The sequence below is a fragment of the Nocardia sp. SYP-A9097 genome, assembly GCF_009649815.1.
In the GTDB taxonomy this organism is placed as follows: domain Bacteria; phylum Actinomycetota; class Actinomycetes; order Mycobacteriales; family Mycobacteriaceae; genus Nocardia.
In genome coordinates this window covers 103,488-125,390 of the sequence record NZ_WJIC01000016.1, presented here as the reverse complement: position 1 = coordinate 125,390, position 21,903 = coordinate 103,488, and the positions used below count along the sequence as shown (strand labels likewise).

Sequence of the window (21,903 nt, the reverse complement as noted above, 5' to 3'; positions counted from 1 at the left end):
TTTGTCGTTATGACCGAATTCGAGACCGATGTGCTCGTGCTGGGAGGCGGTCCGGCCGGTGCCTGGGCCGCGCTCGCCGCGGCGGCGGCAGGTGCTCGAGTTCTGCTGGTGGACAAGGCCCGCTGCGGGTCCAGCGGTCCCACCGCACGCGGTGGGGCGACGCTCTGGAACATTCCGCCCGGGCGGTTACGCGATGAAGCGGTCTCCGACGGCTTCGCGCACGGCGGCGGGCTCGGCGATCCGGAGTGGATGTACCGGGTGCTCGAGGAGACGCACCGGCGTGTCGCACAACTCGTCCACGGTGGACTGCGGGCACACGGTGGGCACGGCGGACCGGCCACCCGAATCCACCTGGACGGGCCGAAATATCTGGGCCGGCTGCGCCGCAGCATGGTCGTCGCCGGAGTCCGAATCCTGGACCACCATCCGGCATTACAGCTGATCACCGATACCGACGGCATGGTCTCCGGGGCGGCGGGGGTGGCGTTGCACGGGGAGTCTCGCGGCTGGGCCGCACGCGCCAAATCGGTGGTCATCGCCACCGGCGGGTGTGCCTTCCTGTCCGGCGGCGCGGGTACCGATGTGGATACCGGCGACGGCCTGCTCATGGGTGCGGAGGCCGGGGCCGAACTCTCCGGTATGGAGTTCTCCAACGCGTATTCGCTACTGCCGACCGGTGTTCCGGGCCATATGCCGGTGTCGGGTCCGGCCTCGGTGTCGGGCCAGCGCCCACCTGGCGCGTTCCCCGCCGATCAGGTCCGGCACTTCGCCACGCTGTACGACGAATCCCGTTCGGTGCTGTGCGACGAGGGAATCGGTTCGCGGGCGCGGGCTTTCGCGGCCATCGCCGACGGTCGCCGCGTCTACGCCGCCCTCGACGATCTCGCCGGCCCGGACGCGGAGCTGGTGCGACTCGACGAACGAGTGCAGTTGCGGGCGGTGCTGGAGGGGACCGTGCGCGGGACCGGTGGCCTGCGGCTGGCCGGACCGGATTGCGCCACAACGGTTCCCGGGCTGTACGGCGCGGGCGATGTCACCACGCGCGAGCCCGTGACCGGCGCGGTCTCCGGATTCGGTGGCCAGCACGGGGCCTGGGCGATGTCGTCCGGGGTGTGGGCGGGACAGGCGGCGGCGCGATTCGCGGGGACCCGGAAGAAGCTCGGCAGGACACGCCCGGTGCCGGGGGTCGGGCTCGGCGATCGGGCGCGGATCGATCCGCGCGCGGTGGTCGGTCTGGTGCAGGAGCACACCCTGCCGCTGCGGCGCAGCTACTGGCGCAGTGACGGGAGTCTGCGCGACAGCATCGGCGAACTGGACGGTATGTGGCCCGGCGTCGAATTCGACCTCGGCGGAAAGGGTGCCGAGCGACTACACGCCCGGCAGGCCGCCGCGCTGCTGGCGGTGGCGCGCTGGACCAAATACAGCGCCCTGGCCCGCACCGAAACCCGCGGTATGCACCGCCGCACCGATCACCCCGGCGTGGCGAGCGATTGGCGCGTCCGGCTGCTCACGGGCGGTCTGGACAGCGTCTGGGTGCGCCCCGAGCGCACCGCCGCGCCGCGTTCCATGCGCGGGCCTGTCGAGAGCGCCGCGCCCGAAGCCTCATGAGTTTCGGTTGGGTGTCGATCTCACCGGATTCCTGCCAATCGGGCGCGACAGCTCACGCCGGCGGGCGCGACCGTGTTGTGACAGTTCTCCGTAGTCGCGGCCGGACGTGCGAGTTTCCCTTAACCTGCGGGTGATTCGGCTCACCTAGGCTTCGTTGATGGTGAACGCGCGCGATGGGCCGGGGGCGATTTGGCGCGTCGTCGACGCTACTGGCAGAATGTGACAACCCCCGGCCGCAGCCGACCGCCCGGCCCGGGGAGACTCGGTGATTACGGTCCGCGACGTGCGGGTCGAGTTCGATCACCCCGGCGCAATCGCCCGGACCACCCGTCCGGTTCCAGCTCGACGATCTGTGCAGCGTTGTGTTGTCTCTTCCGAGACACGCTTCCCGCGATCGGTAATACTTTGTGCGCGTTGCCACAATGTGGTGGCAAGGTCTTCGAAGTGGCCCGCGGTGATGGCCGACGCGCCTGAAAACGAGTATCGAAACCCCCTTATCTATTACCGAACGGTAACCGTCAAACGGTTGAGTCCGCACCGAGATGGAGTGAAATCGTGTCACCCGTGACTGAAGCAGTGAATGCCACCACGGCAAGCCCCGCGACCAATGCTGCGAACCTCTCCGACATCACCACGGAAGAGATTTTCGCGGGCCACCTGGGCGGCAAGCTCTCGGTCGCACTCACCGCCCCGCTGGACACCCAGCGCGATCTGTCCATCGCCTACACCCCGGGCGTGGCGCAGGTCTGCCGCGGCATCCACGCCGACGAGTCGCTCGCCAAGACCTACACCTGGGCCGAGCGCCTGGTCGTGGTCGTCTCGGACGGCACCGCGGTGCTGGGCCTGGGCGATATCGGCCCGCGCGCCTCGCTGCCGGTGATGGAGGGCAAGGCGGCGCTGTTCAAGAAGTTCGCCGGCCTGGATTCCATTCCGATCGTGTTGGACACCAAGGATGTCGACGCGATCGTCGAGACCGTGATCCGGCTGCGCCCGAGCTTCGGTGCGGTCAATCTGGAGGACATCTCCGCGCCGCGCTGCTTCGAGATCGAGAAGCGGCTCGTCGAGGCCCTGGACTGCCCGGTCATGCACGACGACCAGCACGGCACCGCGATCGTGGTGCTGGCCGCCCTCAAGGGTGCGGCCGCGGTGCAGGGTCGCGAGATCGCGGACCTCAAGGTCGTGGTGTCGGGTGCGGGCGCCGCGGGCGTGGCGTGCACGAACATTCTGCTGGCCGCCGGTGTCGCCGATGCGATCGTGCTCGACTCCAAGGGCATTGTCAGCCGCGACCGTGGCGACCTGAACGATGTGAAGGCCGAACTGGCGCAGCGCACCAACCCGCGCAATGTCACCGGTGGCCCGGCCGCGGCGCTCGCCGGTGCCGATGTGTTCCTGGGGCTGTCCGCGGGCACCATTGCCGAGGAGCTCATCGCCTCCATGGCGCCGGAGTCCATTGTGTTCGCCATGTCGAACCCGGATCCGGAGATCCACCCGGAGGTGGCCGCCAAGTACGCCGCCATCGTGGCGACCGGCCGGTCGGACTTCCCGAACCAGATCAACAATGTGCTCGCCTTCCCGGGCGTCTTCAAGGGCGCACTGGATGTGGGCGCACGCCGCATTACCGAGGGCATGAAGGTGGCCGCCGCCAACGCCATCTTTGCGGTGGTCGCGGATGAGCTGGCCGTGGACAAGATCATCCCCAGCCCGCTGGACCCGCGCGTTGCCCCGGCCGTGGCCGAGGCCGTCGGTGCCGCCGCCCGCGCCGAGGGCGTCGCGTAACTCGAGGCTTCGAAGAATAGTTCGGCCCCCGCACCGATTCCGGTGCGGGGGCCGAATTGTATTGTGGCCCAGGTCAGATCGCGGCCGTCGCGGGCGTGGGCTCGAGCTGATCGGCCGGATGTTCGGTCCAGCCGGGCGGGCCGAAAACGTAGCCGAGCCGGCCCCGCCAGGTGTCCGCGCCGCGCACATCACGAACCAGGTTCAGCAATTCCGCGTAGTTGGCCTTGATCGGGTTGTCGGTGCCGATGTTCTTGGTCAGGCCGTACCGGATCGGCTCGGACTTCGCCGCGAAGCTACCGAACATGCGATCCCAAATGATCAGGATGCCACCGTAATTCGTATCCAGATACGGTTGATTCGAACCGTGATGGATGCGGTGATGCGCCGGGGTATTGAAGAGGAATTCGATGGGCTGCCACAGGGTTTCGACCCGCTGGGTGTGAATCGGGAACTGGTAGAGCAGCCCGATGGTCTGCAGCAGGAAGATCATCCACACCGGCAGTCCGACGAGCGCCGCCGGAATCCAGCACATACCGCGCAGCTGCGCCGCGATCGGATGCGCCCACGGCAGCCGAATGGCGGTGGAGAGATTGAAGAACCGGCTGGAGTGATGCACGCTGTGCGAGGTCCACAGCAGCCGGACGCGGTGATCGGCGCGATGCGCCCAGTAGTAGCAGAAATCGGTGACCACCAGGCCGAGCACCCATACCCACCAGTGCTCCGGCGAGAGGTGCAGCGGGGTGAGATGCGCGACCAGCACCACCGTGGAGAACGGGATGATCTGCGCCACAAACGGTTTCACGAACCGTCCGATGGCGTAGGTGGCGATATTCGAGGCGCTGTCCCGCCCGGTCATGGCATCGGCGGGCCGATCCGGGTCGCGGCGATTCGCGATCCACTCGACCAGCATGAGTAGCGCGAACGCCGGCACGGCGTAGATGAACAGGTCTGGGCTCATACGGGCTCCTGGACAGAATTATCTGCGCGGTCGGGATACCTCGACGGTAGTGAGCCGAGCGCGCCGAAACGTCGCGCCGACGGGGGATTTCGCGTCCCCCACACGGGGGATGGGCGGGTGCGCGGGTACCGTCGCGCACAATGCCGGCGGTACTAGATCGGCGGCGAACCGACCAGCCCGGTGGACCGGTCGCGCCCGTGGCGGCCTGCCCTGCGCCGCGGTCTCCGAGGACGAAAGGCGGTGCCGTGCGATGGAGGTGAGTAGATCGCTGGCTCGCCAATCGTTGCTGGTGGCGGTCGTGGCGGCGGCGGTGGACAGCCTGCAATTGGTGCTCTGCGGTGCGTTCGGCGCGGCGCCGGTGGCGGCCGCTTTGCTCGCGACCGGGTTCATTGCCGCGGATCTGGCGCTGGCGGCGACACCGAGTACGCGGTCCGTGTTGGCGACCGCCGTCGCCCAGGTGGTGGTGAAGCTCGCCGCGATGGTGTTCGTGCACCACTACGGCACCACGACACGCATATCGGATATCGGATTCCTGGTCGCGGGGTACCGGGCCGGTGCGTGGCTCACCGGTGCCACGTCGGTGGCGACCGTGCTGCTGCTGGTGGCCGGGTCGACGGTGACGAATCTCCTTGCGGCGGCGTCTGTTTCGCGGGATTGGCGGGTACTGCTGGTGAATGCGGCGACCGGGTTGGTGCCTTGGCTGGTGGGTCGGTACACCACCGCGCGCGGGGCCTATATCGCCGAACTCGAACAGCGGGAACGACTTCGGCAGCAGGAGCAGCGGGCGGCATTGGATCGGGCGCTCTCCGACGAGCGGGCCGCGATCGCCCGAGATCTGCACGATGTGATCTCACATCATGTGAGCGCCATCGGAATTCACGCCGGGGTGGCGCGAATGGCGCTGTCCCGCACCGATGCCGAGGCGGCGACCCGCTCGCTGACCGCGGTGGAGTCCAGTAGCCGATCCGCCATGGTGGATCTGCGACGGCAATTGGATCTGTTGCACGGGCGCGATGACGAAGGTCAGCGGCAGCCCGGGCTCGCCGATATCGATGATCTGGTGGAGCGCGTGCGCGCCGCGGGACTCGATGTGCGCGTGGAGATTTCGGGTCGGCCGCCGGTGCTGCCGGAATCCTTGGACGTCATGCTGCACCGGGTGGTGCAGGAGATTCTGACCAATGCGCTGCGGCACGGGAGTGCGCCCGCGCGACTGGAGATCGGCTACCGGCCGACCCGGGTGGAGATTCGCGAAACCAATCCGATCGGCGCCCTCCCGCCGCTCGGCGGGGGAGTGCGGCGCGGGTTGGAGGGTATCCGGCGGCGGGTGGAGCTCTTCGGCGGCACCGCGCACTCCGGGCCGGACCGCACCGGAAGCCGTTGGGACATAGTGGTTTCGGTACCGATTGGAGCGGCATGAGTATTCGGGTGCTGATCGCCGACGATCACACCATGTTCCGGTCCGGGCTGCGCGCGGTGGTGGATGGGCAGCCGGATCTGGAGTGCGTGGCCGAGGTCGGGGACGGGCGCTCCGCGATCGAGGCGGCGGCGCGGCTGCGCCCGGAAGTGGCGATCCTGGACGTGCGCATGCCCAAATTGGATGGGCTGGCGGCCACGGAAGCCATTGTGGCAGCGGGCGGTACGCGGGTGCTGGTGCTCACCACCTACGACAGTGAGGCGAATCTGTCCCGCGCGCTGGCGGCCGGGGCCAGCGGGTTCCTGTTGAAAAGTCTCCCGCCGGAGGATCTGGTGGCGGCCATCCGGGTGGCGGTGCGCGGCGACGCAGTCATCGATCCGTCCATGACTCGAAGGCTCGCAGTGCGTTTCGCGCAGGAGTTGGCTCCGCCCGCCGAACCCCCGGAGCTTGCACAGCTCACCGCGCGGGAACGGGAAGTCCTGCTGCTGGTCGCCGATGCGCGCAGCAATTACGAGATAGCCGCCGAACTCGGCGTGGGGGAGGAGACGGTGAAAACCCACGTCTCCCGCATTCTCGCGAAACTCGGTGTGCGCGACCGCATTCACGCGGTCGTCTACGCCTACCGCAACGGCCTGGTCAGGGCCTGAGCTGGCAACGGCGGGCATCGATCGTGAAGATCGGTGCCCGCCGGTCGTTTCCGCCGGCGCCGCGCCGCGAGGGCAGTCGCGTCATATCCACCGAACAGGGCGAGGGATTGTTCGGTGGAACGGCGCGTACGGGGTCTACTTGTGGCAGTTGGCGCGGTAGTCGCGCACGGCCTGGCGGGCGTCCTTCAGGGCCTGGGCGTCCTGGGGGTGCGTGGACTTGTACGACTGCCACTCGGCCTTGCGCTGATCCTTGGGCAGCGTCTTGATCTTGGCGACCTCGGCCGCCGCGTCCGGGTGGCCCGAAAGGTACGCCTGCACTTTGGATTTGGCGTCGGCCCGGGCCGCGCTTATTGCCGCCGGGCTGCAATCGGGGCCGTCGGCGGAGGCGACGCCGGGCACCGCCAGTGCGATGGCGGCGAAACCGGCCGCACCGGCGAGAACGGCGGCAATGCTGCGCTTCATACTCACTCCTTCAAGACGAGGATTCTGTCCCCACCGAATCTGCCCTCGCCGGCTGAAGATCCCCTGAATCCGGCGACCTTCTTCAGCCGATCTTCAGCTGTGCGGCAGGCTGAGAACGAAGCGTGCGCCCGGTTGATCGGGTGGTGGTGCAACGCAGGTCAGGTCGCCGCCGTGGGCACGGGCGAGGCCGCGCGCAATGGGCAGACCCAGTCCGGAACCATCGGCTCGGTGGTCACGGGCGGCATCGAGCCGGACGAGACGATCGAAGACGCGTTCGCGATCCTCGGGGGCGATACCGGGGCCGGTATCGGCGACCGACAGTTCGACGGTGCCGCCGAGATCCCGGATATCGACCGTGACGGTCCCGGTGTTCAGACTTGCCTGGCAGGCATTGTTCAGCAGATTGGCCAGGATCTGCGTAATACGCTCGGGGTCGGCCGTAACGGTCACGGAGCCGCCGGTGAGGTGGAAGTCCATGTGGGGGTGGAGCATTCGCATGCGGTCGAGTTGGGCGGTGGCGAGGTCGCGCAGTTCCACGGGTGTGGGGCGCAGTTGCAGCCCGGCGTCGATGCGGGCCAGATCGAGCAGGTCGTCGATGAGCCGGCCCGCCCGGTGCGCCTCGCGGACCAGGAGCAGATGCATGCGCTGACGATCCTCCGGATCGGCATCGGCTGGCTGCTGGATGACGGCCTCGGCGAGGGCGCGAATACCCGCTACGGGGGTGCGGAGTTCGTGGGCGGCATCGCCGACGAAGGTCCGAATGCGTTGTTCGGAGGCGCGAGCGCGAGCCTCGGCGGCGGTCGTGTCGTGCAGCGCGCCCTCGAGGGTGTCCAGCATTTCGTCGAATGCGGCTGCGGTGCGCCCCAATTCGGTATCGGTGCGCGACGGGTTCAGTCGGCGGCCGAGCTGGCCACGGGCGATATCGCGGGCCAGCCGGGTCATGGCGTCCAGGGGTGCGAGCGCGCGTGGGACACCGAACCAGAGTCCGGCGGCAATGACCGCGATGGCACCGGCGGTGGCGATGCTGAGCAGGAAGCCGAGGCGTTCCTGCACGCGGGACAGCAGCGGGGCATCGATCTGCAGGGTGAGGCGGGCGTCGTTCAACTGACCGCCGCCGGTGAGCCGCGCACTACGAGACTTCACCGTACTGTCGTCGGCGTTCTTGCGGGTGAGACTGCCGAAACTGCGCCCGTCGGGTAGCACCAGCCGCGCCCGCACCGATTTGGTGTCCACCCGTGCGATCAATTCGTCGGGTGAAACCCCTTCCTGGGTAAGTGTTTTCGCGAGTTGTACACGATCGGTGAGCATCGCGTTCTCACTGCGATTCACCACCACTGCGAACAGCACGTGCACCGTGAACGCGACCACGATCAGCACCACTCCGGAGACGATTGTGGTGGTGAGGGTGACCCGTCTGCGCAGCGATACGGTCTTCACCGATCGCCCACCCGCAGGGTGTAGCCGAGCCCGCGCACGGTGTGCAGCAGCCGTTCCCCGTGCTCCTCGAGTTTGCGCCGCACCGCGCTCACATTCACCTCGACGAGATTCGGGTCGTAATTGTCGTAACCCCAGACGGCGGTGAGGATTTGGGTTTTGGTGACCACCCGATCCCGATTCCCGGCCAGATAGCTGAGCAGTTTGAATTCGGTGGCGGTGAGCGCCACCTCGGCGTCCCCGCGCCGCACACTCCCGGACTCCACATCGATCACCAGGTCCGCCACGGTGATTCGCGTCCGTGCCCGTCCCATGCGCCGCAGTAGCGCGTCCACCCGCGCCACCACCTCGGCGAGATCGAATGGTTTCACCACATAGTCGTCCGACCCCGCGCGTAATCCGCGCACCCGGTCCTCGACCCCGTCCCGTGCGGTCAGCATCAGCACCCCGGACGCCGATCGCGCCCGCACCGCCTCCAGCAGCGCGAATCCGTCCCGCCCTGGCAGCATCACATCCAGTACGACCACATCGGGCCGGAATTGCGCCAGATCCTGTTCCAGCCGTGCCCCATCCGCCCGCCCGAGCACCTTGTGCCCGGCAGCGCTCAATCCCGCCGCGACGGCGGCGCGGATGGCTTCGGCATCCTCGACCACGAGTATTCGTCCCGCTTGCACCCGGTCATTCTGCGGCCGATCCCTGAGAATCGGCTGACGATCGGGTGCCGCGGAATCGAAACGAGCGCTAGTGCGGCACGGAGACCGCGGCGACGAATTCGGCGAGTTGCTTATCGCTGACGTTCTTGGCCAGATCGGATTCGCAGATCATGCCGATGAGGCGTTTGCCGCCCTTGATATCGATGACGGGCAGCCGCTTGATCTGGTTCCGCTCCATCATGTCCAGCACCGCCGCGAGATCGGTGTCGGCGTCGACCCAGCGCGGTGTGCCCTGGGCGAGGTCGCCGCAGCGAACGCGGGAGGGGTCGCGGCCTTCGGCAATACAGCGGACGACGATGTCACGGTCCGTGAGCATGCCGATCAAGCGGTCGTTATTACAGATCGGGAGTGCGCCGACATCCATATTGCGCATCATTTGCGCGGCGCGATCGAGGGTTTCGTCCGCTGGAATGCACTCCGCCGTGCGGTGCATGATGTCGCGGGCTTTCATGGCTTTCATGCAGACCTCCTGATTAGTGGATGGTGCTTCGGGCCACCTGACATCGTGTCCCAGATCACAGTGAAGGTCAATGCGCGATCGGTCAGCCGATCGGTTACACGGTCTGCGCGACGGTCACGGGAGTGCGGCGCAGCCGGCCCGCGCCGGGCGCCGACAGCCACACCGCGAAGGCCAGGACGGTGTCCAGGGCGAGGGCGAGCGCGGCCACCAGAATCGCTCCGACCAGCACGCGATCGTATTTGTAGAGGCCGATGCCGTCGAAGATGTACCGGCCCAGCCCGCCCAGATTCACATAGGCGGCAATGGTGGCGGTCGCCACCACCTGCAGGGTCGCCGCGCGCAGCCCGGTGAGCAGCACCGGCAGCGCATTGGGCAGTTCGACCCGGAACAGCACCTGGCGTTCCTTCATCCCCATGGCGCGCGAGGCGTCCACGACGCTCGCATCGACATTCGCGATACCGGCGTACGCGCCCGCCAGCAGCGGCGGAATCCCGACCGTGACGAGCGCGAGAATCGGCGGGAACAGGCCCAGCCCCATGAGCAGCACCACGAAGGTGAGCACGCCCAGGGTCGGCAGGGCGCGCATGGCGTTGGCGAACCCGACTATCGCCGCCGCACCGCGATGGGTGTGCCCGACCAGCAGTCCGATGGGCAGCGCGATCGCGGCGGAGAGCCCGATGGCGAGCAGGCTGTACCAAAGGTGTTGGGCGATACGGGTTTCGATACCGGTCGGCCCGCCCCAGTTCGCGCCGTCGGTGAGATAGTGCCAGGCATCGAGGAAAAGGTTCATGCCGCAACACCTTTCGCCCGGCGGCGGGTGCCACCGGTCCGCAGCCACGGGGTGGCGAGTCGCCCGAGTACGTACAGCAGGCGGTCCATGACGAGCGCGAGCACCAGTACCACGATGATGCCCGCCACGATCTCGTCCGGATAGTCGCGCTGATAGCCCTGGGTGAAGAGTTTGCCGAGCCCGCCCACGCCGATCAGCGCGCCGACGGTCACCGTGGAGATATTGGTGACGGCCACCACGCGCAGGTTGGCGACGAAAACCGGTAGGGCGAGCGGGAAGTCGACGGTGAGGGTGCGCCGCAGCCGGGTGTAGCCGATGGCGTCGGCGGCGTCGAGAATCTCGGCGGGCACCGAATCCAGGGCGGCGGGCACGGCGGTCACCAGCAGTGCCACCGAGTAGATGGTCAGTGTGATAACCACATTCAGCGGATCGATGACGGCGATGCCGAGCAGCGGCGGAATAATGACGAACAGGGCCAGCGAGGGAATCGTGTAGGCGATACCCGCGGCCGTGGTGGTGATCCGGCGCAGCCAGCGCGCCCGGTGTGCGATGGCCCCGGCGGGTATGGCGATGACCAGGCCGATGAGCAGCGGTAGCAGTGCCAGGTACAGGTGGGTGCGGGCGTATCCGGCGATCTCCGTGAAATTGTCCAGGAGATACCTCAATTGGCCTTCTCCTCGATGAAGAAGGCGCGATTGCGTTCGGCGTCCTCGGCGGCCCGCTGGCGGGAGAGCTGTTCCAGCACATCCGCGGCCAGGATCGCACCGCGCACCGCACCCGAATCCTGCACCGCCACACCGATTTCCGAGGGCGATGAGATGGCGGCGTCCAGGGCCTGGCGCAGATCGCCGTCCGGCGGGTACAGCGATCCGCCCGCCGCCATATTGTTCGCGAGCGGTTGTCCGGCGCGCACGCCCTCCACACCGGTGGTGTCGATCCAGCCGAGCGGTCGCCGGTCGGGGTCTATGACGAGTCGCCATTCGCCCTTGCCCAGGCGCACCCCGGTGACCTCCTCGGGGGTGATGGTGGCGAGTTCGTGCAGTGGCACCTCGGCGGCGCTGCGGAAGGACAGTTCCCGGTAACCGCGATCGCGGCCGACGAAGCCGGCCACGAAATCCGTTGCGGGCTGGGAGAGTACGTGCCGCGGTTCGTCGTACTGCTGCAGTTTGCCGCCCGCGCCGAAGACCGCGACACGGTCACCGAGTTTGATGGCCTCGTCGATATCGTGCGTGACGAAGACGATGGTCTTGTGTAGTTCGGCCTGTAGTCGCCGCATCTCGGCCTGCAGTTCGGTGCGCACCACCGGGTCGACGGCGCTGAACGGTTCGTCCATGAGCAGGACGGGCGGATCGGCGGCCAGGGCGCGGGCCACGCCGACCCGCTGCTGCTGGCCGCCCGAGAGTTGCGCCGGATACCGCTGCGCCAGTGCGCGATCCAGGCCGACCCGGTCCAAGACCTCGAAGGCGGCCAGTCGGGCCGCGCGGCGGGACTCCCCGCGCAGCACCGGGACGGTGGCCACATTGTCCAGCACGGTGCGGTGCGGCAGCAGTCCGGCATTCTGGATGACATACCCGATGCCGAGCCGCAGCTGCACCGGGTTCAGCTTCGAAATATCCTGTCCGGCGATGGTTATGGTGCCGGTGGTGGGGGTGATCATCCGGTTGATCATGCGCATGGCGGTGGTCTTGCCGCCGCCGGACGGCCCGACGAACACGGTGAACGATCCGGATTCGATACGCAGGTTGAAATCATGGACGGCGACCGTGCCGCCCGGATAGGTCTTGCTGACTCCGCTGAATTCGATGTCGGACACCGTGTTTCCCCCCTCCTAGCCGATCGGCTTGTCGAGTCCCTGCGCCTGCACCCACGCCTTGGCGGCGGCGGCCGGTTCGGTCTTGGCGCTGCCGGAGACGGCGGTATTGAGCGAGATCAGTTCGGCGGTCGTGAGTTTCGCCGACACGGCATTGAGGACGGCGACCAGCTTGTCGCTCTTCTTGGCGGTATTGAACAGCGGCACCACATTTTGTGCGGCGAAGTTGTGCAGTGGATCGGCCAGGGCCACCAGGTTATCGGCGGCGATGGCGGGTGAGGTGGTGAAGATATCGGCGGCGGTCACCTGGCCGTCGGTGAGCGCGCGCACGGTGGCCGGGCCGCCACCGTCGGCGATGGGCACGAACTTGGCGGCCGCGATATCGAGGTTGTAGACCTTCTTCAGGCCGGGCAGACCGCCTGGGCGCTCGGCGAATTCGGCCGGTGCGGCAAAGCTGACCTCGGACGAATGCGCGGCCAGATCGGCGATGGTCTTCAGATTCCATTTGTCGGCGGTGGCCTTGGTGACCACGACGGCGTCGGAATCCTCACCGGGAGCGGGGGTACCGATACCGAGCTGATCGCCGAGCGTCTTGGTGAGCGCGGCATTCACTTCGGCGGGCGAGCTGGCGGTGGCCGATTTGTCCAGATACTGCAGCAGGTTGCCGGTGTAGTCCGGAATCAGGCTGATGGCGCACTGTCGCAGCGCGGGCACGTATGCCTCGCGGCTGCCGATATTCAGCTTGGTGGTGATCTGGAATCCATTGGCGCGCAGTGCTTCCGCGTACACGTCGGCGACGGTCTCGGATTCCGGGAAGTTGGCCGAGCCGACGGTGAGGCTGTCGGTGCCGCCACCGCAGTCGCTCTTACCGCCTAGTGGATTGGAGGAGTCGCTGCCGCAGGCGGAGGCGGCCATGGCCGCTGCCAGCGCCACCGCGGCGGCGAGGATGCGTAGTACGGTGCGGGCGGTGCGCCTGCCGTCGGCGCGCGTGGTGATGAGCGAATGCACTGTCGTCCTTCCGAGCGGGGGCATGCGGGTTTCCCGGCGCGTGGTGGCTTCGGGACAACCGACTTGATTGTCCATACTGCCCGGTTTGCCCCGAGAACGTTGCCTACATCGGGTTGGTTTTGCGGGTGCGCCGCGATGCGAATACGCGCGGTGCGTACCAGCCGGTCGTGCGATTCGCTGGTGAGACACGCTCTGGGCCACCCGATCCCGATTATGGGGCGTTCGCGCGGCAGACTGTTGCGAATGTTCGGCAGCCCATATTCCCGCGCCCCCCGGCGAGCCTCGCTGTCCGCCGCTCTCGCGGTGACGCTCGCACTGTGCGTGGTCGCGTGCGGTAGCGACTCCGCCCCGACCCTGACCATCGGCGCGGGTGATTCGGCGCAGTCGGGTCTGCTCGCGGAAATCTACGCGGGCGCGCTGGCCCGCTCCGGCGCGCACATCGTGGTGCATCGCGGATTGGGTACGCGCGAAGGCCAACTCGCCGCCCTGGATGCCGGCACGGTGCTCGCGTTCGGCGAAGTCACCGGCGATCTGCTCACCGCCCTCGACTCCACTTCGGCGGCAAGCAAACCCGATGATGTCGTCAAGGCCCTCAACAGCGCGCTGCCCGAGGGCTTGATCGTCGGCGATCCGGCGGACGGCACCGATCTGCGCCCCACGGTCGTGGCCGCCGCCACCCGCAGCACCGAATTCCCGTCCTCCCTGAAGGATCTGGCCCCCCGCTGCCCCGATCTCGCGATCGGCGTTGCGACCGGCCCTGCCCTCGACCCCATGCGCGCCCCCTTGAACCCGCTGCGCGATGTGATCCTCCCCTTCCAAACCGTCTACGGCTGCGCCATCACCTTCGCGACCGCCTTTCCGACGGCGGAGGCGGCCCGAAAAGCCTTGTCCACCGGAGCAATCCAACTCGCGGTGCTGTCCGGTCCGCCGTCCTACCTCCCCGACGGTGGAGCCGGCCTGATCGCCCTCTCGGACCCCTCCTACGCCTTCCGCTCCGCCATGGTCGTCCCCGTCATCCGCAAAGCCGCCCTCACCGATCAGCAACTCCGCAAACTCAATTACGTGGCGGGTGAACTCAGCACCACCGATCTCGCCGATATGCTCCGCCGGCTCCGCGACAACCACGCCGACCCCGCCGACCTGGCCCGCACCTGGCTCGACGTCCACTCGCTCTGAAGCCGATGCTTTGCATCTTCGGAAAGCCCGCTTACCGTGGAGGATTCGGGGACGATTCCAATTAGGCGGGTTTGGATTCGATGGTCGATTTGGATACTTGGCCGTGGCCGGAGAACACGCTGCTGGCGCGGTTGAGCCCGCGGTCGCGGCGGGAGTTGCTCGGGCTCGGGCATGAGCGGGAATGCAAACCGGGGACGCTGCTGATGCGGCAGGGGGATCCGGGAAATACCGTATTCGTGCTGCGTTCGCGCGATACCCGGGTTTCGGCGTGCGTGAAGATCACCGCGGCCGCGGGCACCCTGTTCGCGATTCGGGTGAGCGGGGATGTGATCGGCGAATTGGGTGCGCTGACACCCAATTCGGTGCGTTCGGCCACCGCGACCGTGTGCACGGCCACGATCGCGCACTGCATTCCCGGGAATATGTTCCTGACGTTTCTCAACGAGCATCCGGACGGCTGGCAGACCCTGTGCCGCACCATCGCCGATCGGCTCGCCTGGTCCGATCAGCGGCGGCTGGATTTCGGTGGCGGCCCGGTGCGGCGCTGCCTGGCCCGGCTGCTGATGGAGTTCGGCGAATCCTATGGCCGCCCGGTCGAATACGGGCTGGAGATCACCGTGCGGCTGTCCTACGAGGAGCTCGGGAATCTGATCGGCGCGGGAGAGGACGCGGTCGGGCTGGCCATGAAGAAATTACAGGAGGCGGACCTGGTCTGCCTGCGCAATAGACACATCGTGGTGCGTGATCTGGAAGGTTTGCGAAAGTATTCCGGCCTGGTTTGAGAATTCGCTGAAATCTTCGCCGGGGCCGGATTTTTCAGGCGCGGGCACCGTCGCGCCGGTGGCACGCTCGTGGTCTCGATTCATGGACTCACGGGAGGACACCGATGTCGACATCCGAGCAGGAATACGGATGGACCGCGGCCGAGCAGCTCTACCTGACCCTGACCCGCGTGCACAGTCCGCTCGCCGCCGCGCTCATGACCGCGGCGGTTACCGGGTACCGGCCCGAAATCACCTGCCGCGCAATCGAAGAGCCGGCCCTCGCGCCGGTGCTCGACTTCGCGGTCAGTCGCGCAGGGCGTCGGCGAGGGTGGAGTTGAGCGCGAGGGCGGGCAGGGAGTCGACGAGCAGGTCGATAAGGGCTTCGCGGGGGATGGGGGCTTCGCGCAGCCAGGTGAGGGTGGTCTCCTCCACGAAGGCGATCCAGCCCCGCACGGCGAGGGTGAGCCGGGGCATACCCGAATCCGTCACTGGGATGGGGGATTCGGCGAGAATGCGCTGCACCTGGGCGAGGCGGTGGGCGTTCACCATGGCGACGAGTTCGGGGCTGGCGCTGACGGGGCCGCGCAGCAGCGCCATATAGGAGGTGCGGTTCTCGTCCACGTAATCGACGTAGCGCTGGATGGAGTCGCGCAGCATATCCGGTAGTGGCAGTGCGGGATTGGGGGTGGTGCGGGCCAATAGTTCGGCATTGGCGTACGCGATGATCGCGAGATGGAAGTCCTGCAGGGTGGGGAAGTAGTGGAAGAGCAGGCCGTGCGAGATGCCCGCCTGCTCGGCGATATCGCTGACCGAAACGTCCTCCAGTGGACGTTCGCGCAGCATGCGGGCGCCTAAGGTGATCAGCTGCTGACGGCGTTCGTCGGGGCTGAGCCGGGTGCGCTTGGCTCCGGCGTCCGGCTTGCTCACGCTGGCTCCTTCGGTCACGGCACAATCCTACTGAACGTGAGTCAATACTATTGACTCGTACTCAATAAGACCCTACGCTCGGGTATATGAGTCGCAAGGTTACAGACAAAGCTGTCGACGCCCGGCCAGCCCGGCACTCCCGCATCATCATCGTCGGCAGCGGATTCTCCGGCCTCGGGCTGGCGATCCGGCTGAGCCAGCAGGGCCGCCAGGATTATCTCGTGCTCGAGCGCGGCAATGATGTCGGCGGCACCTGGCGCGACAACACCTATCCCGGCGCGGCCTGCGATGTGCCCTCGCAGCTGTACTCGTACTCCTTCGCGCTGAACCCGGACTGGTCGCGCTCGTTCTCCAAACAGCCGGAGATCCAGCGCTACATCCAATCCGTCGCCGCCGAATACGACGTGCGCGACAAGCACATCTTCGACTGCGATATGACCGGCGCGCAGTGGAACGGCGAGACCGCCCGCTGGGAGATCCAGACCAGCCAGGGCGAGTTCACTGCCGATATCCTGGTCTCCGCCGTCGGCGCGCTATGTGAGCCGAACCTGCCGGATATCAAGGGCATCAACAACTTCCGGGGCGAGATCTTCCACTCCGCGCGCTGGAACCACGACTCCGATCTGACCGGTAAGCGCGTCGCCGTCATCGGCACCGGGGCCTCCGCCATTCAGATCGTGCCGAGCATCGCCAAGCAGGTCGCGCACCTGGACGTGTACCAGCGCACCGCCCCGTGGCTGCTGCCGCGCGCGGACCGGCCCTACCTGCTGCCGGAAAAACTTGCCTTCAAACACATTCCGGGCCTGCAGGCGCTCTCCCGCGCCGCCATCTACGCCGCGCGTGAGACCCAGGTGGTCGGCCTGGCCAAATTCCCGCCCGCCATGAAGCTCCTGGAGACCGTGGCGCGCGCCAAGCTGCGCATCGAGGTCAAGGATCCGGAACTGCGCGCCAAGGTCACCCCGAACTTCCGCATCGGCTGCAAGCGCATGCTCATCTCGAACGAGTACTACCCGGCGCTGGGCCGCGACAATGTCGACCTGGTCACCGAAGGTATCCAGGAGATTCGCGGCAACTCCGTCGTCACCAAGGACGGTGTCGAGCGCGAAGTGGACGCGATCATTGTCGCGACCGGCTTCCATGTCACCGATTCGCCCGCGTACGACACCATTTCGGGTCGTGACGGCCGCACCCTCTCCGAGGTCTTCGACGCCATCGGCCAGCAGGGCTACAAGGGTTCGGCCATCAACAACTACCCGAATATGTTCTTCATGCTCGGCCCGAATGTCGGCCTGGGCCACACCTCGATGGTGTACATGATCGAATCGCAGATCAATTACATCGCCGACGCGGTGGCCACCATCGACCTCCTCCGCCTGCGCACCATCGAGGTACGCAAGGATGTACAGGACGAGTACAACGTCGAATTGCAGCAGAAGCTGACCGGTGCGGTCTGGAATACCGGCGGCTGCGCCTCCTGGTACCTCGACAAGCATGGCAACAACACCACGCTCTGGCCGGACTTCACCTTCCGGTTCCGCAGTCTGCTCGAGAAGTTCGATGTATCCGCCTACGAGACTTCAACTTCCGCCCGGTCGGCCGCGTAATTCCCGGCAGGGCCCGACCAATCGAAAGTGGTAACCGTGAGCAACGATGCTTACTTCAGGGACAAGGTCTGCGTAATCACCGGCGCCGGCTCGGGCATCGGCCGCGCGCTGGCGCTGAATCTGGCCCGGCGCGGCGCGAAGCTCGCGCTGTCCGATATCGACACCGACGGGCTCGCCGAGACGGTGCGGCTGTGCGAGAAGTACGGCGTGCAGATCAAATCCGATCGGCTGAATGTGGCTGAACGGGAAGCGGTTCTGCGCTACGCCGACGAGGTCAAGAAGTATTTCGGCAAGGTCAACCAGATCTACAACAATGCCGGAATCGCGCACCACGGCGATGTACTGGACACCGCGTTCAAGGACATCGACCGGATCATGGATGTCGACTTCTACGGAGTCGTCAACGGCACCAAGGCTTTCCTGCCGTACCTGATCGAATCCGGCGCGGGCCATGTCGTGAATATCTCCAGCCTCTTCGGCCTCATCGCCGTCCCCGGCCAGAGCGCCTACAACGCAGCCAAATTCGCGGTGCGCGGCTTCACCGAGGCACTGCGCCAGGAAATGATCATGAGCGGTAAGCCCGTCGAGGTCACCTGCGTGCACCCCGGTGGCATCCAGACCGCCGTGGCCCGCAATGCCACCGTCTCCGAGGGCTTGAACCAGCAGAACCTGGCCAGCCTCTTCGACTCCAAGCTCGCCATGCACACCCCGGAGATGGCCGCCCAGACCATTACCGAAGGCGTGGCGCGCGGTCACGGCCGAGTGCTGATCGGATGGGAGGCCAAACTCCTGGACCTGTTCGTGCGCAGCACCGGTTCGTACTATCAGCGCATTGCCGCGACCGTGCAGAAGCGCTTCCTGCCCTGAGGAAATTGGTTATGCCACAGCTGAATCTGCCGTTGCCCTTCGCGCGCGCGGTGCTCCATCCGATATTCCGGGTCATGCTCAACAAGCGTCTGCCCTTCACGGTGCAGCGCGCGCTGATGGATCTGGGCGCACCCGCGCAGGGCGCGCCACGCGGTACGCACGCCGAGCGGATCCGCCTCGGTGGGCGTCCGGCCGAGCGGGTCACCGCCGGCCCGGCGACCGACACCGCCACAGTGCTCTACCTGCACGGTGGCGGTTATACGGTCGGCTCACCCGCCACCCATCGTCCTATCGCCGGATTCCTGGCGCGTGAAACCGGTTGTCCGGTACAGGTTCTCGACTACCGCCTGGCTCCCGAGCATTCGTTCCCGGCTGCCCTGGACGATGCCGAGGCGGCGTTCCTGGAGCTCATCGCCTTCGGCTATCAGCCCGAACGCATTGCGGTGGCCGGTGATTCGGCCGGTGGCGGGCTCGCGCTCGCGCTCGCCATCCGGTTGCGGGACAAGCACGGCTTGGCTCCGGCGGCGCTGGGTCTCATCGCGCCGTGGGGCGATCCCAATGAGATTCCGGAGCGCACCCGCGATCTGGTCATCAACAAGCCGTGGTCGCGGGCCTGCGCGGCCGCCTATCTCGGCGGCGGTGACGGTCTCGATGTCGGTTACGCGCCGCTGCTCGCCGCTATGCACGGACTGCCGCCCACGTATGTGCAGGCCGACAAGGGTGAACTGCTCCACGACCAGTGCACGCGATTGGTCGCCAAGCTCCGCGCGGCGGGCGTCGAAACCCGGTTCACCGAGACCGACGGCCTCTGGCACGTGTCCCAATTGCAGGCGGCCCTGGTTGCTCCGGCCGCCGCGATCACCCGCGAACTCGGTGAGTTCCTGCGGCAGGCTCTTCGACCTGCGCAAACCCGATCCATAGGATAGGGGTAGAACCGATTGTGGAGCCCGTTCGAACAGGCGATTGGAACCTGTTCGGACGGGCTGCCGGGTGTGACATGTAAGCGTGGCGTAAATTACCCGCGAGTAAACCCACTGTGGAAGGGCAGCGATGCGAGAGTTCGAAGTCCCGGCTACCTACACCATCCCCGAGAACGCCAATATGTCGGACAGTGCGTTCCGGCATGCTGAGAAGACCCCCGACCTGGTCGTCTTCAACACTCCGGATGGTAAGGGCGGCTGGAACGACGTCACGGCGGCCGAGTTCGCGAAGGCCGTGACGGGCGTGGCCAAGGGCCTGGTCGCCTCGGGAATCGAACTCGGAGACCGGGTGGCCATCATGGCCGCCACCTCCTACGAGTGGGTCGTACTGGACTTCGCCATCTGGGCCGCCGGCGGCTGCACGGTCGCGATCTTCGACAGCTCCTCGGCCGAGCAGGTGCGCTGGATTCTCTCCGACTCCGCCACCAAGCTGATCGTGGTGCAGAACGAGAAGCAGCGCGCCACCATCGCCGAAATCGAAGGCGGACTTGATGATCTGAACGAGGTGCTCCAGGTCGACGCTCAGGAAAAGGGCACCGGCGCCATCTCCGATCTTGTCGCGCGCGGCGCGAGCCTCGACGACAGTGTCGTGCACGAGCGTCGGGTCCAGGTGAAGGCATCCTCCCCGGCGACCCTGATCTACACCTCCGGCACCACGGGTCGGCCCAAGGGCGTCATGCTCTCGCACTCCAACCTGTACGCCGAGTCGGCCGCCGACCGCGACATCATGCGCGACTCGCTGGTACCGGGCAACCGCTCGCTGCTGTTCCTGCCGCTGGCGCACGTCTTCGCCCGCGCGGTCGCGCTCGCCGCGTTCGATGCCGGTGTCACCGTCGCGCACACCGCCGACTGGTCCACCCTCGTAGAGCAGTTCGGCCGGTACAAGCCGGACTTCATCCTCTCGGTACCGCGCGTCTTCGAGAAGGTCTTCAACGGCGCCAAGCAGAAGGCGCACGACGGCGGCAAGGGCAAGATCTTCGACTACGCGACCGAGGTCGCCATCGAATACAGCCAGTCGCTGCAGAACGGCGGACCCGGGCTGGTCCTCAGGCTCAAGCACACCGTCTTCGACAAGCTGGTGTTCAGCAAGCTGCGCGAGGCCATGGGCGGGCAGTGCCTGTCTGCGGTCTCCGGTGGCGGCCCGCTCGGCGCGCGCCTGGGCCACTACTTCCGCGGCGCGGGCGTCATCATCTACGAGGGCTACGGTCTGACCGAGTCCACCGCCGCCGTCAGCGTGAACACCCCCGAGCACATCAAGGTCGGCTCGGTCGGCCGCCCGCTGCCCGGTCACGGCGCCAAGGTCGCCGATGACGGCGAACTGCTCATCCGCGGGCCCGTGGTGTTCGCCGGTTACTGGAAGAACCCGGAAGCCACCGCCGACGCGTTCGACGCCGACGGCTGGTTCAAGACCGGTGACCTCGGCGCCATCGACGAACAGGGCTTCATCTCCATCGTCGGCCGCAAGAAGGAAATCCTGGTCACCGCGGGCGGTAAGAACGTCTCCCCGGCCATGCTCGAGGATTCGCTGCGCCAGCACCCGCTGATCAGCCAGGTCATGGTGGTCGGCGACGGACAGCCCTTCATCGGCGCGCTCATCACCCTCGACCAGGAGACGCTCCCGAAGTGGAAGGAGCGCAACAACATTCCGGCCGATATCAGCATGGAACACCTCATCGAGAACCCGGCGCTGGTCGCCGATATCAATGAGGCCGTGGCCGCCACCAACAAGCTGGTCTCGCATGCGGAGGCCATCAAGAAGATTCGTATCCTGCCGGTCGACTGGACCCAGGAGGGCGGCGAGCTCACCCCGAAGCTGTCGCTCAAGCGCAATGTGGTCATGAAGCAGTACGCCGTGGACGTGGACGCGATCTACTCGTAAAACCCTCGGAAGGGCGCTATCGGCGGATAATTCGCCGATAGCGTCCTTTGTCGTGTGTGCCGATGAATTTCCCGGCGGCCGGTCGTCTCAATCCGTGGATGGCCGATCGCCCATCCACAGGGAATCGATCGAGGAGGCAGACATGCCGTCTGTGAATCCGTGTCTAGTTTTCAACGGGAATGCCGAAGAGTCGTTCCACTTCTACCAGTCCGTCTTCGGCGGGGAGCTGATGCTCTCCCGATTCGGTGAGATGGAGGGCAGCGAACGCGTGCCCGACGCCGTCAAGACCTGGATCGCCTACGCGTCGCTGCCGCTCACCGCGGAGAGCGCCCTGACCGGAATGGATTCCCCCGAACCGGTCGAGACCGGGAACCGGGCACAGATGGTCAACCTGGTCGTGGACTCCGCGGCCGAGGCCGAACGAGTCTTCGAGGCCCTGTCCACGAGCGGAAAAGTGGACATTCCGCTGGGCAAAACCCAATTCGCCGAGTCTTTCGCCATGGTCACCGACAAATACTCGGTGCCGTGGCTGATCAGTTTCGGCATGGGGTAGTCCGCCCGGGCGATGTCACCGGAATGTCATTCCCGCCGCAGGTGCACGGGCCGATCCGGGCAGTAGGGTCGGA

22 protein-coding genes are annotated in these 21,903 nt (G+C 66.7%); 12 read left to right on the top strand and 10 right to left on the bottom strand.

Annotated features, from left to right (window positions below):
• The first annotated feature begins 9 nt into the window (after positions 1-9).
• Complete coding sequence (locus tag GFY24_RS27660) at positions 10-1,608, top strand: FAD-binding protein (protein WP_153808020.1); 1,599 nt, start codon at positions 10-12, stop codon at positions 1,606-1,608.
• Positions 1,609-2,163: 555 nt separating this feature from the next.
• Positions 2,164-3,384: an NADP-dependent malic enzyme gene (locus tag GFY24_RS27655; protein ID WP_375336109.1), complete on the top strand. Its 1,221-nt coding sequence runs from the start codon at positions 2,164-2,166 to the stop codon at positions 3,382-3,384.
• Between the two features lie 73 nt (positions 3,385-3,457).
• Here the strand turns inward: GFY24_RS27655 and GFY24_RS27650 are convergent, their stop codons facing one another.
• On the bottom strand, positions 3,458-4,342 hold the full coding sequence (locus tag GFY24_RS27650; protein ID WP_153808019.1) for a sterol desaturase family protein: 885 nt from the start codon (positions 4,340-4,342) through the stop codon (positions 3,458-3,460).
• 250 nt (positions 4,343-4,592) lie between these two features.
• Between GFY24_RS27650 and GFY24_RS27645 the strand changes: the two genes are divergently transcribed.
• Both GFY24_RS27645 and GFY24_RS27640 read left to right on the top strand, forming a co-directional pair.
• The gene (locus GFY24_RS27645; RefSeq protein ID WP_153808018.1) at positions 4,593-5,759 is read left to right on the top strand and encodes a sensor histidine kinase; all 1,167 of its coding nucleotides are present in this window, start codon (positions 4,593-4,595) and stop codon (positions 5,757-5,759) included.
• A complete protein-coding gene (locus GFY24_RS27640) occupies positions 5,756-6,403 on the top strand; it encodes a response regulator transcription factor (RefSeq protein ID WP_153808017.1) in 648 nt (215 codons plus the stop codon). Before GFY24_RS27645 ends, GFY24_RS27640 begins: the two co-directional genes overlap by 4 nt.
• Positions 6,404-6,538: 135 nt before the next feature.
• Here GFY24_RS27640 and GFY24_RS27635 read toward each other — a convergent pair whose 3' ends face one another.
• From GFY24_RS27635 to GFY24_RS27600, 8 genes are all read right to left on the bottom strand, one after another.
• A complete protein-coding gene (locus GFY24_RS27635) occupies positions 6,539-6,865 on the bottom strand; it encodes a hemophore-related protein (protein ID WP_153808016.1) in 327 nt (108 codons plus the stop codon).
• Positions 6,866-6,958: 93 nt separating this feature from the next.
• Positions 6,959-8,302 carry a HAMP domain-containing sensor histidine kinase gene (locus GFY24_RS27630; RefSeq protein ID WP_309231415.1) on the bottom strand — a complete coding sequence of 448 codons (1,344 nt, stop codon included), beginning with the start codon at positions 8,300-8,302 and terminating at the stop codon, positions 6,959-6,961.
• Positions 8,299-8,973, bottom strand: coding sequence for a response regulator transcription factor (locus GFY24_RS27625; protein ID WP_309231414.1), 675 nt, complete (start codon positions 8,971-8,973; stop codon positions 8,299-8,301). The genes GFY24_RS27630 and GFY24_RS27625 overlap by 4 nt, the downstream gene beginning before the upstream one ends.
• A gap of 67 nt (positions 8,974-9,040) precedes the next feature.
• Positions 9,041-9,472, bottom strand: a complete 432-nt coding sequence (locus tag GFY24_RS27620) for a CBS domain-containing protein (RefSeq protein ID WP_228566703.1) — start codon at positions 9,470-9,472, stop codon at positions 9,041-9,043.
• A gap of 94 nt (positions 9,473-9,566) precedes the next feature.
• Positions 9,567-10,262, bottom strand: coding sequence for an ABC transporter permease (locus GFY24_RS27615; protein WP_153808015.1), 696 nt, complete (start codon positions 10,260-10,262; stop codon positions 9,567-9,569).
• Positions 10,259-10,927 carry an ABC transporter permease gene (locus tag GFY24_RS27610; RefSeq protein ID WP_153808014.1) on the bottom strand — a complete coding sequence of 223 codons (669 nt, stop codon included), beginning with the start codon at positions 10,925-10,927 and terminating at the stop codon, positions 10,259-10,261. Before GFY24_RS27610 ends, GFY24_RS27615 begins: the two co-directional genes overlap by 4 nt.
• Positions 10,924-12,075: an ATP-binding cassette domain-containing protein gene (locus tag GFY24_RS27605; protein ID WP_309231413.1), complete on the bottom strand. Its 1,152-nt coding sequence runs from the start codon at positions 12,073-12,075 to the stop codon at positions 10,924-10,926. Before GFY24_RS27605 ends, GFY24_RS27610 begins: the two co-directional genes overlap by 4 nt.
• Positions 12,076-12,090: 15 nt before the next feature.
• Entirely contained in the window at positions 12,091-12,987 is an 897-nt protein-coding gene (locus tag GFY24_RS27600; RefSeq protein ID WP_153808078.1) for an ABC transporter substrate-binding protein, read from the bottom strand.
• Positions 12,988-13,323: 336 nt separating this feature from the next.
• On the opposite strand from GFY24_RS27600, the gene GFY24_RS27595 reads away from it, so the two are divergent.
• The 3 genes from GFY24_RS27595 to GFY24_RS27585 all read left to right on the top strand — a co-directional run bounded on the left by GFY24_RS27595 (position 13,324) and on the right by GFY24_RS27585 (position 15,358).
• Positions 13,324-14,256: a glycine betaine ABC transporter substrate-binding protein gene (locus tag GFY24_RS27595; RefSeq protein WP_194853041.1), complete on the top strand. Its 933-nt coding sequence runs from the start codon at positions 13,324-13,326 to the stop codon at positions 14,254-14,256.
• An 80-nt stretch (positions 14,257-14,336) separates the two neighbouring features.
• Positions 14,337-15,038: a Crp/Fnr family transcriptional regulator gene (locus tag GFY24_RS27590; RefSeq protein ID WP_153808012.1), complete on the top strand. Its 702-nt coding sequence runs from the start codon at positions 14,337-14,339 to the stop codon at positions 15,036-15,038.
• A gap of 104 nt (positions 15,039-15,142) precedes the next feature.
• Positions 15,143-15,358, top strand: coding sequence for a hypothetical protein (locus GFY24_RS27585; RefSeq protein WP_153808011.1), 216 nt, complete (start codon positions 15,143-15,145; stop codon positions 15,356-15,358).
• On the opposite strand, the gene GFY24_RS27580 is transcribed toward GFY24_RS27585, so the two are convergent.
• Positions 15,324-15,947 carry a TetR/AcrR family transcriptional regulator gene (locus GFY24_RS27580; protein WP_309231412.1) on the bottom strand — a complete coding sequence of 208 codons (624 nt, stop codon included), beginning with the start codon at positions 15,945-15,947 and terminating at the stop codon, positions 15,324-15,326. The genes GFY24_RS27585 and GFY24_RS27580 overlap by 35 nt on opposite strands.
• Before the next feature lie 86 nt (positions 15,948-16,033).
• Here GFY24_RS27580 and GFY24_RS27575 point away from each other — a divergent pair, with 86 nt between their 5' ends.
• From GFY24_RS27575 to GFY24_RS27555, 5 genes are all read left to right on the top strand, one after another.
• Positions 16,034-17,551 carry an NAD(P)/FAD-dependent oxidoreductase gene (locus GFY24_RS27575; protein ID WP_153808010.1) on the top strand — a complete coding sequence of 506 codons (1,518 nt, stop codon included), beginning with the start codon at positions 16,034-16,036 and terminating at the stop codon, positions 17,549-17,551.
• A 36-nt stretch (positions 17,552-17,587) separates the two neighbouring features.
• On the top strand, positions 17,588-18,418 hold the full coding sequence (locus GFY24_RS27570) for an SDR family NAD(P)-dependent oxidoreductase (RefSeq protein ID WP_309231411.1): 831 nt from the start codon (positions 17,588-17,590) through the stop codon (positions 18,416-18,418).
• An 11-nt stretch (positions 18,419-18,429) separates the two neighbouring features.
• Positions 18,430-19,344 (top strand): alpha/beta hydrolase, encoded by a 915-nt coding sequence (locus GFY24_RS27565; RefSeq protein ID WP_153808009.1) that lies wholly within the window; start codon positions 18,430-18,432, stop codon positions 19,342-19,344.
• 124 nt (positions 19,345-19,468) lie between these two features.
• The gene (locus tag GFY24_RS27560) at positions 19,469-21,277 is read left to right on the top strand and encodes a long-chain fatty acid--CoA ligase (protein ID WP_153808008.1); all 1,809 of its coding nucleotides are present in this window, start codon (positions 19,469-19,471) and stop codon (positions 21,275-21,277) included.
• 142 nt (positions 21,278-21,419) lie between these two features.
• Positions 21,420-21,830 carry a VOC family protein gene (locus GFY24_RS27555; RefSeq protein WP_153808007.1) on the top strand — a complete coding sequence of 137 codons (411 nt, stop codon included), beginning with the start codon at positions 21,420-21,422 and terminating at the stop codon, positions 21,828-21,830.
• The last annotated feature ends 73 nt before the right edge of the window (positions 21,831-21,903 follow it).

Excerpts from the sequence above, each read along its gene's own strand:
- GFY24_RS27660 (WP_153808020.1), top strand. The coding sequence starts at position 10 with ATGACCGAATTCGAGACCGATGTGCTCGTGCTGGGAGGCGGTCCGGCC.
- GFY24_RS27650 (WP_153808019.1), bottom strand. The coding sequence starts at position 4,342 with ATGAGCCCAGACCTGTTCATCTACGCCGTGCCGGCGTTCGCGCTACTC.
- GFY24_RS27645 (WP_153808018.1), top strand. The coding sequence starts at position 4,593 with ATGGAGGTGAGTAGATCGCTGGCTCGCCAATCGTTGCTGGTGGCGGTC.
- GFY24_RS27640 (WP_153808017.1), top strand. The coding sequence starts at position 5,756 with ATGAGTATTCGGGTGCTGATCGCCGACGATCACACCATGTTCCGGTCC.
- GFY24_RS27635 (WP_153808016.1), bottom strand. The coding sequence starts at position 6,865 with ATGAAGCGCAGCATTGCCGCCGTTCTCGCCGGTGCGGCCGGTTTCGCC.
- GFY24_RS27620 (WP_228566703.1), bottom strand. The coding sequence starts at position 9,472 with ATGAAAGCCATGAAAGCCCGCGACATCATGCACCGCACGGCGGAGTGC.
- GFY24_RS27615 (WP_153808015.1), bottom strand. The coding sequence starts at position 10,262 with ATGAACCTTTTCCTCGATGCCTGGCACTATCTCACCGACGGCGCGAAC.
- GFY24_RS27600 (WP_153808078.1), bottom strand. The coding sequence starts at position 12,987 with ATGGCCGCCTCCGCCTGCGGCAGCGACTCCTCCAATCCACTAGGCGGT.
- GFY24_RS27595 (WP_194853041.1), top strand. The coding sequence starts at position 13,324 with ATGTTCGGCAGCCCATATTCCCGCGCCCCCCGGCGAGCCTCGCTGTCC.
- GFY24_RS27590 (WP_153808012.1), top strand. The coding sequence starts at position 14,337 with ATGGTCGATTTGGATACTTGGCCGTGGCCGGAGAACACGCTGCTGGCG.
- GFY24_RS27585 (WP_153808011.1), top strand. The coding sequence starts at position 15,143 with ATGTCGACATCCGAGCAGGAATACGGATGGACCGCGGCCGAGCAGCTC.
- GFY24_RS27575 (WP_153808010.1), top strand. The coding sequence starts at position 16,034 with ATGAGTCGCAAGGTTACAGACAAAGCTGTCGACGCCCGGCCAGCCCGG.
- GFY24_RS27565 (WP_153808009.1), top strand. The coding sequence starts at position 18,430 with ATGCCACAGCTGAATCTGCCGTTGCCCTTCGCGCGCGCGGTGCTCCAT.
- GFY24_RS27560 (WP_153808008.1), top strand. The coding sequence starts at position 19,469 with ATGCGAGAGTTCGAAGTCCCGGCTACCTACACCATCCCCGAGAACGCC.
- GFY24_RS27555 (WP_153808007.1), top strand. The coding sequence starts at position 21,420 with ATGCCGTCTGTGAATCCGTGTCTAGTTTTCAACGGGAATGCCGAAGAG.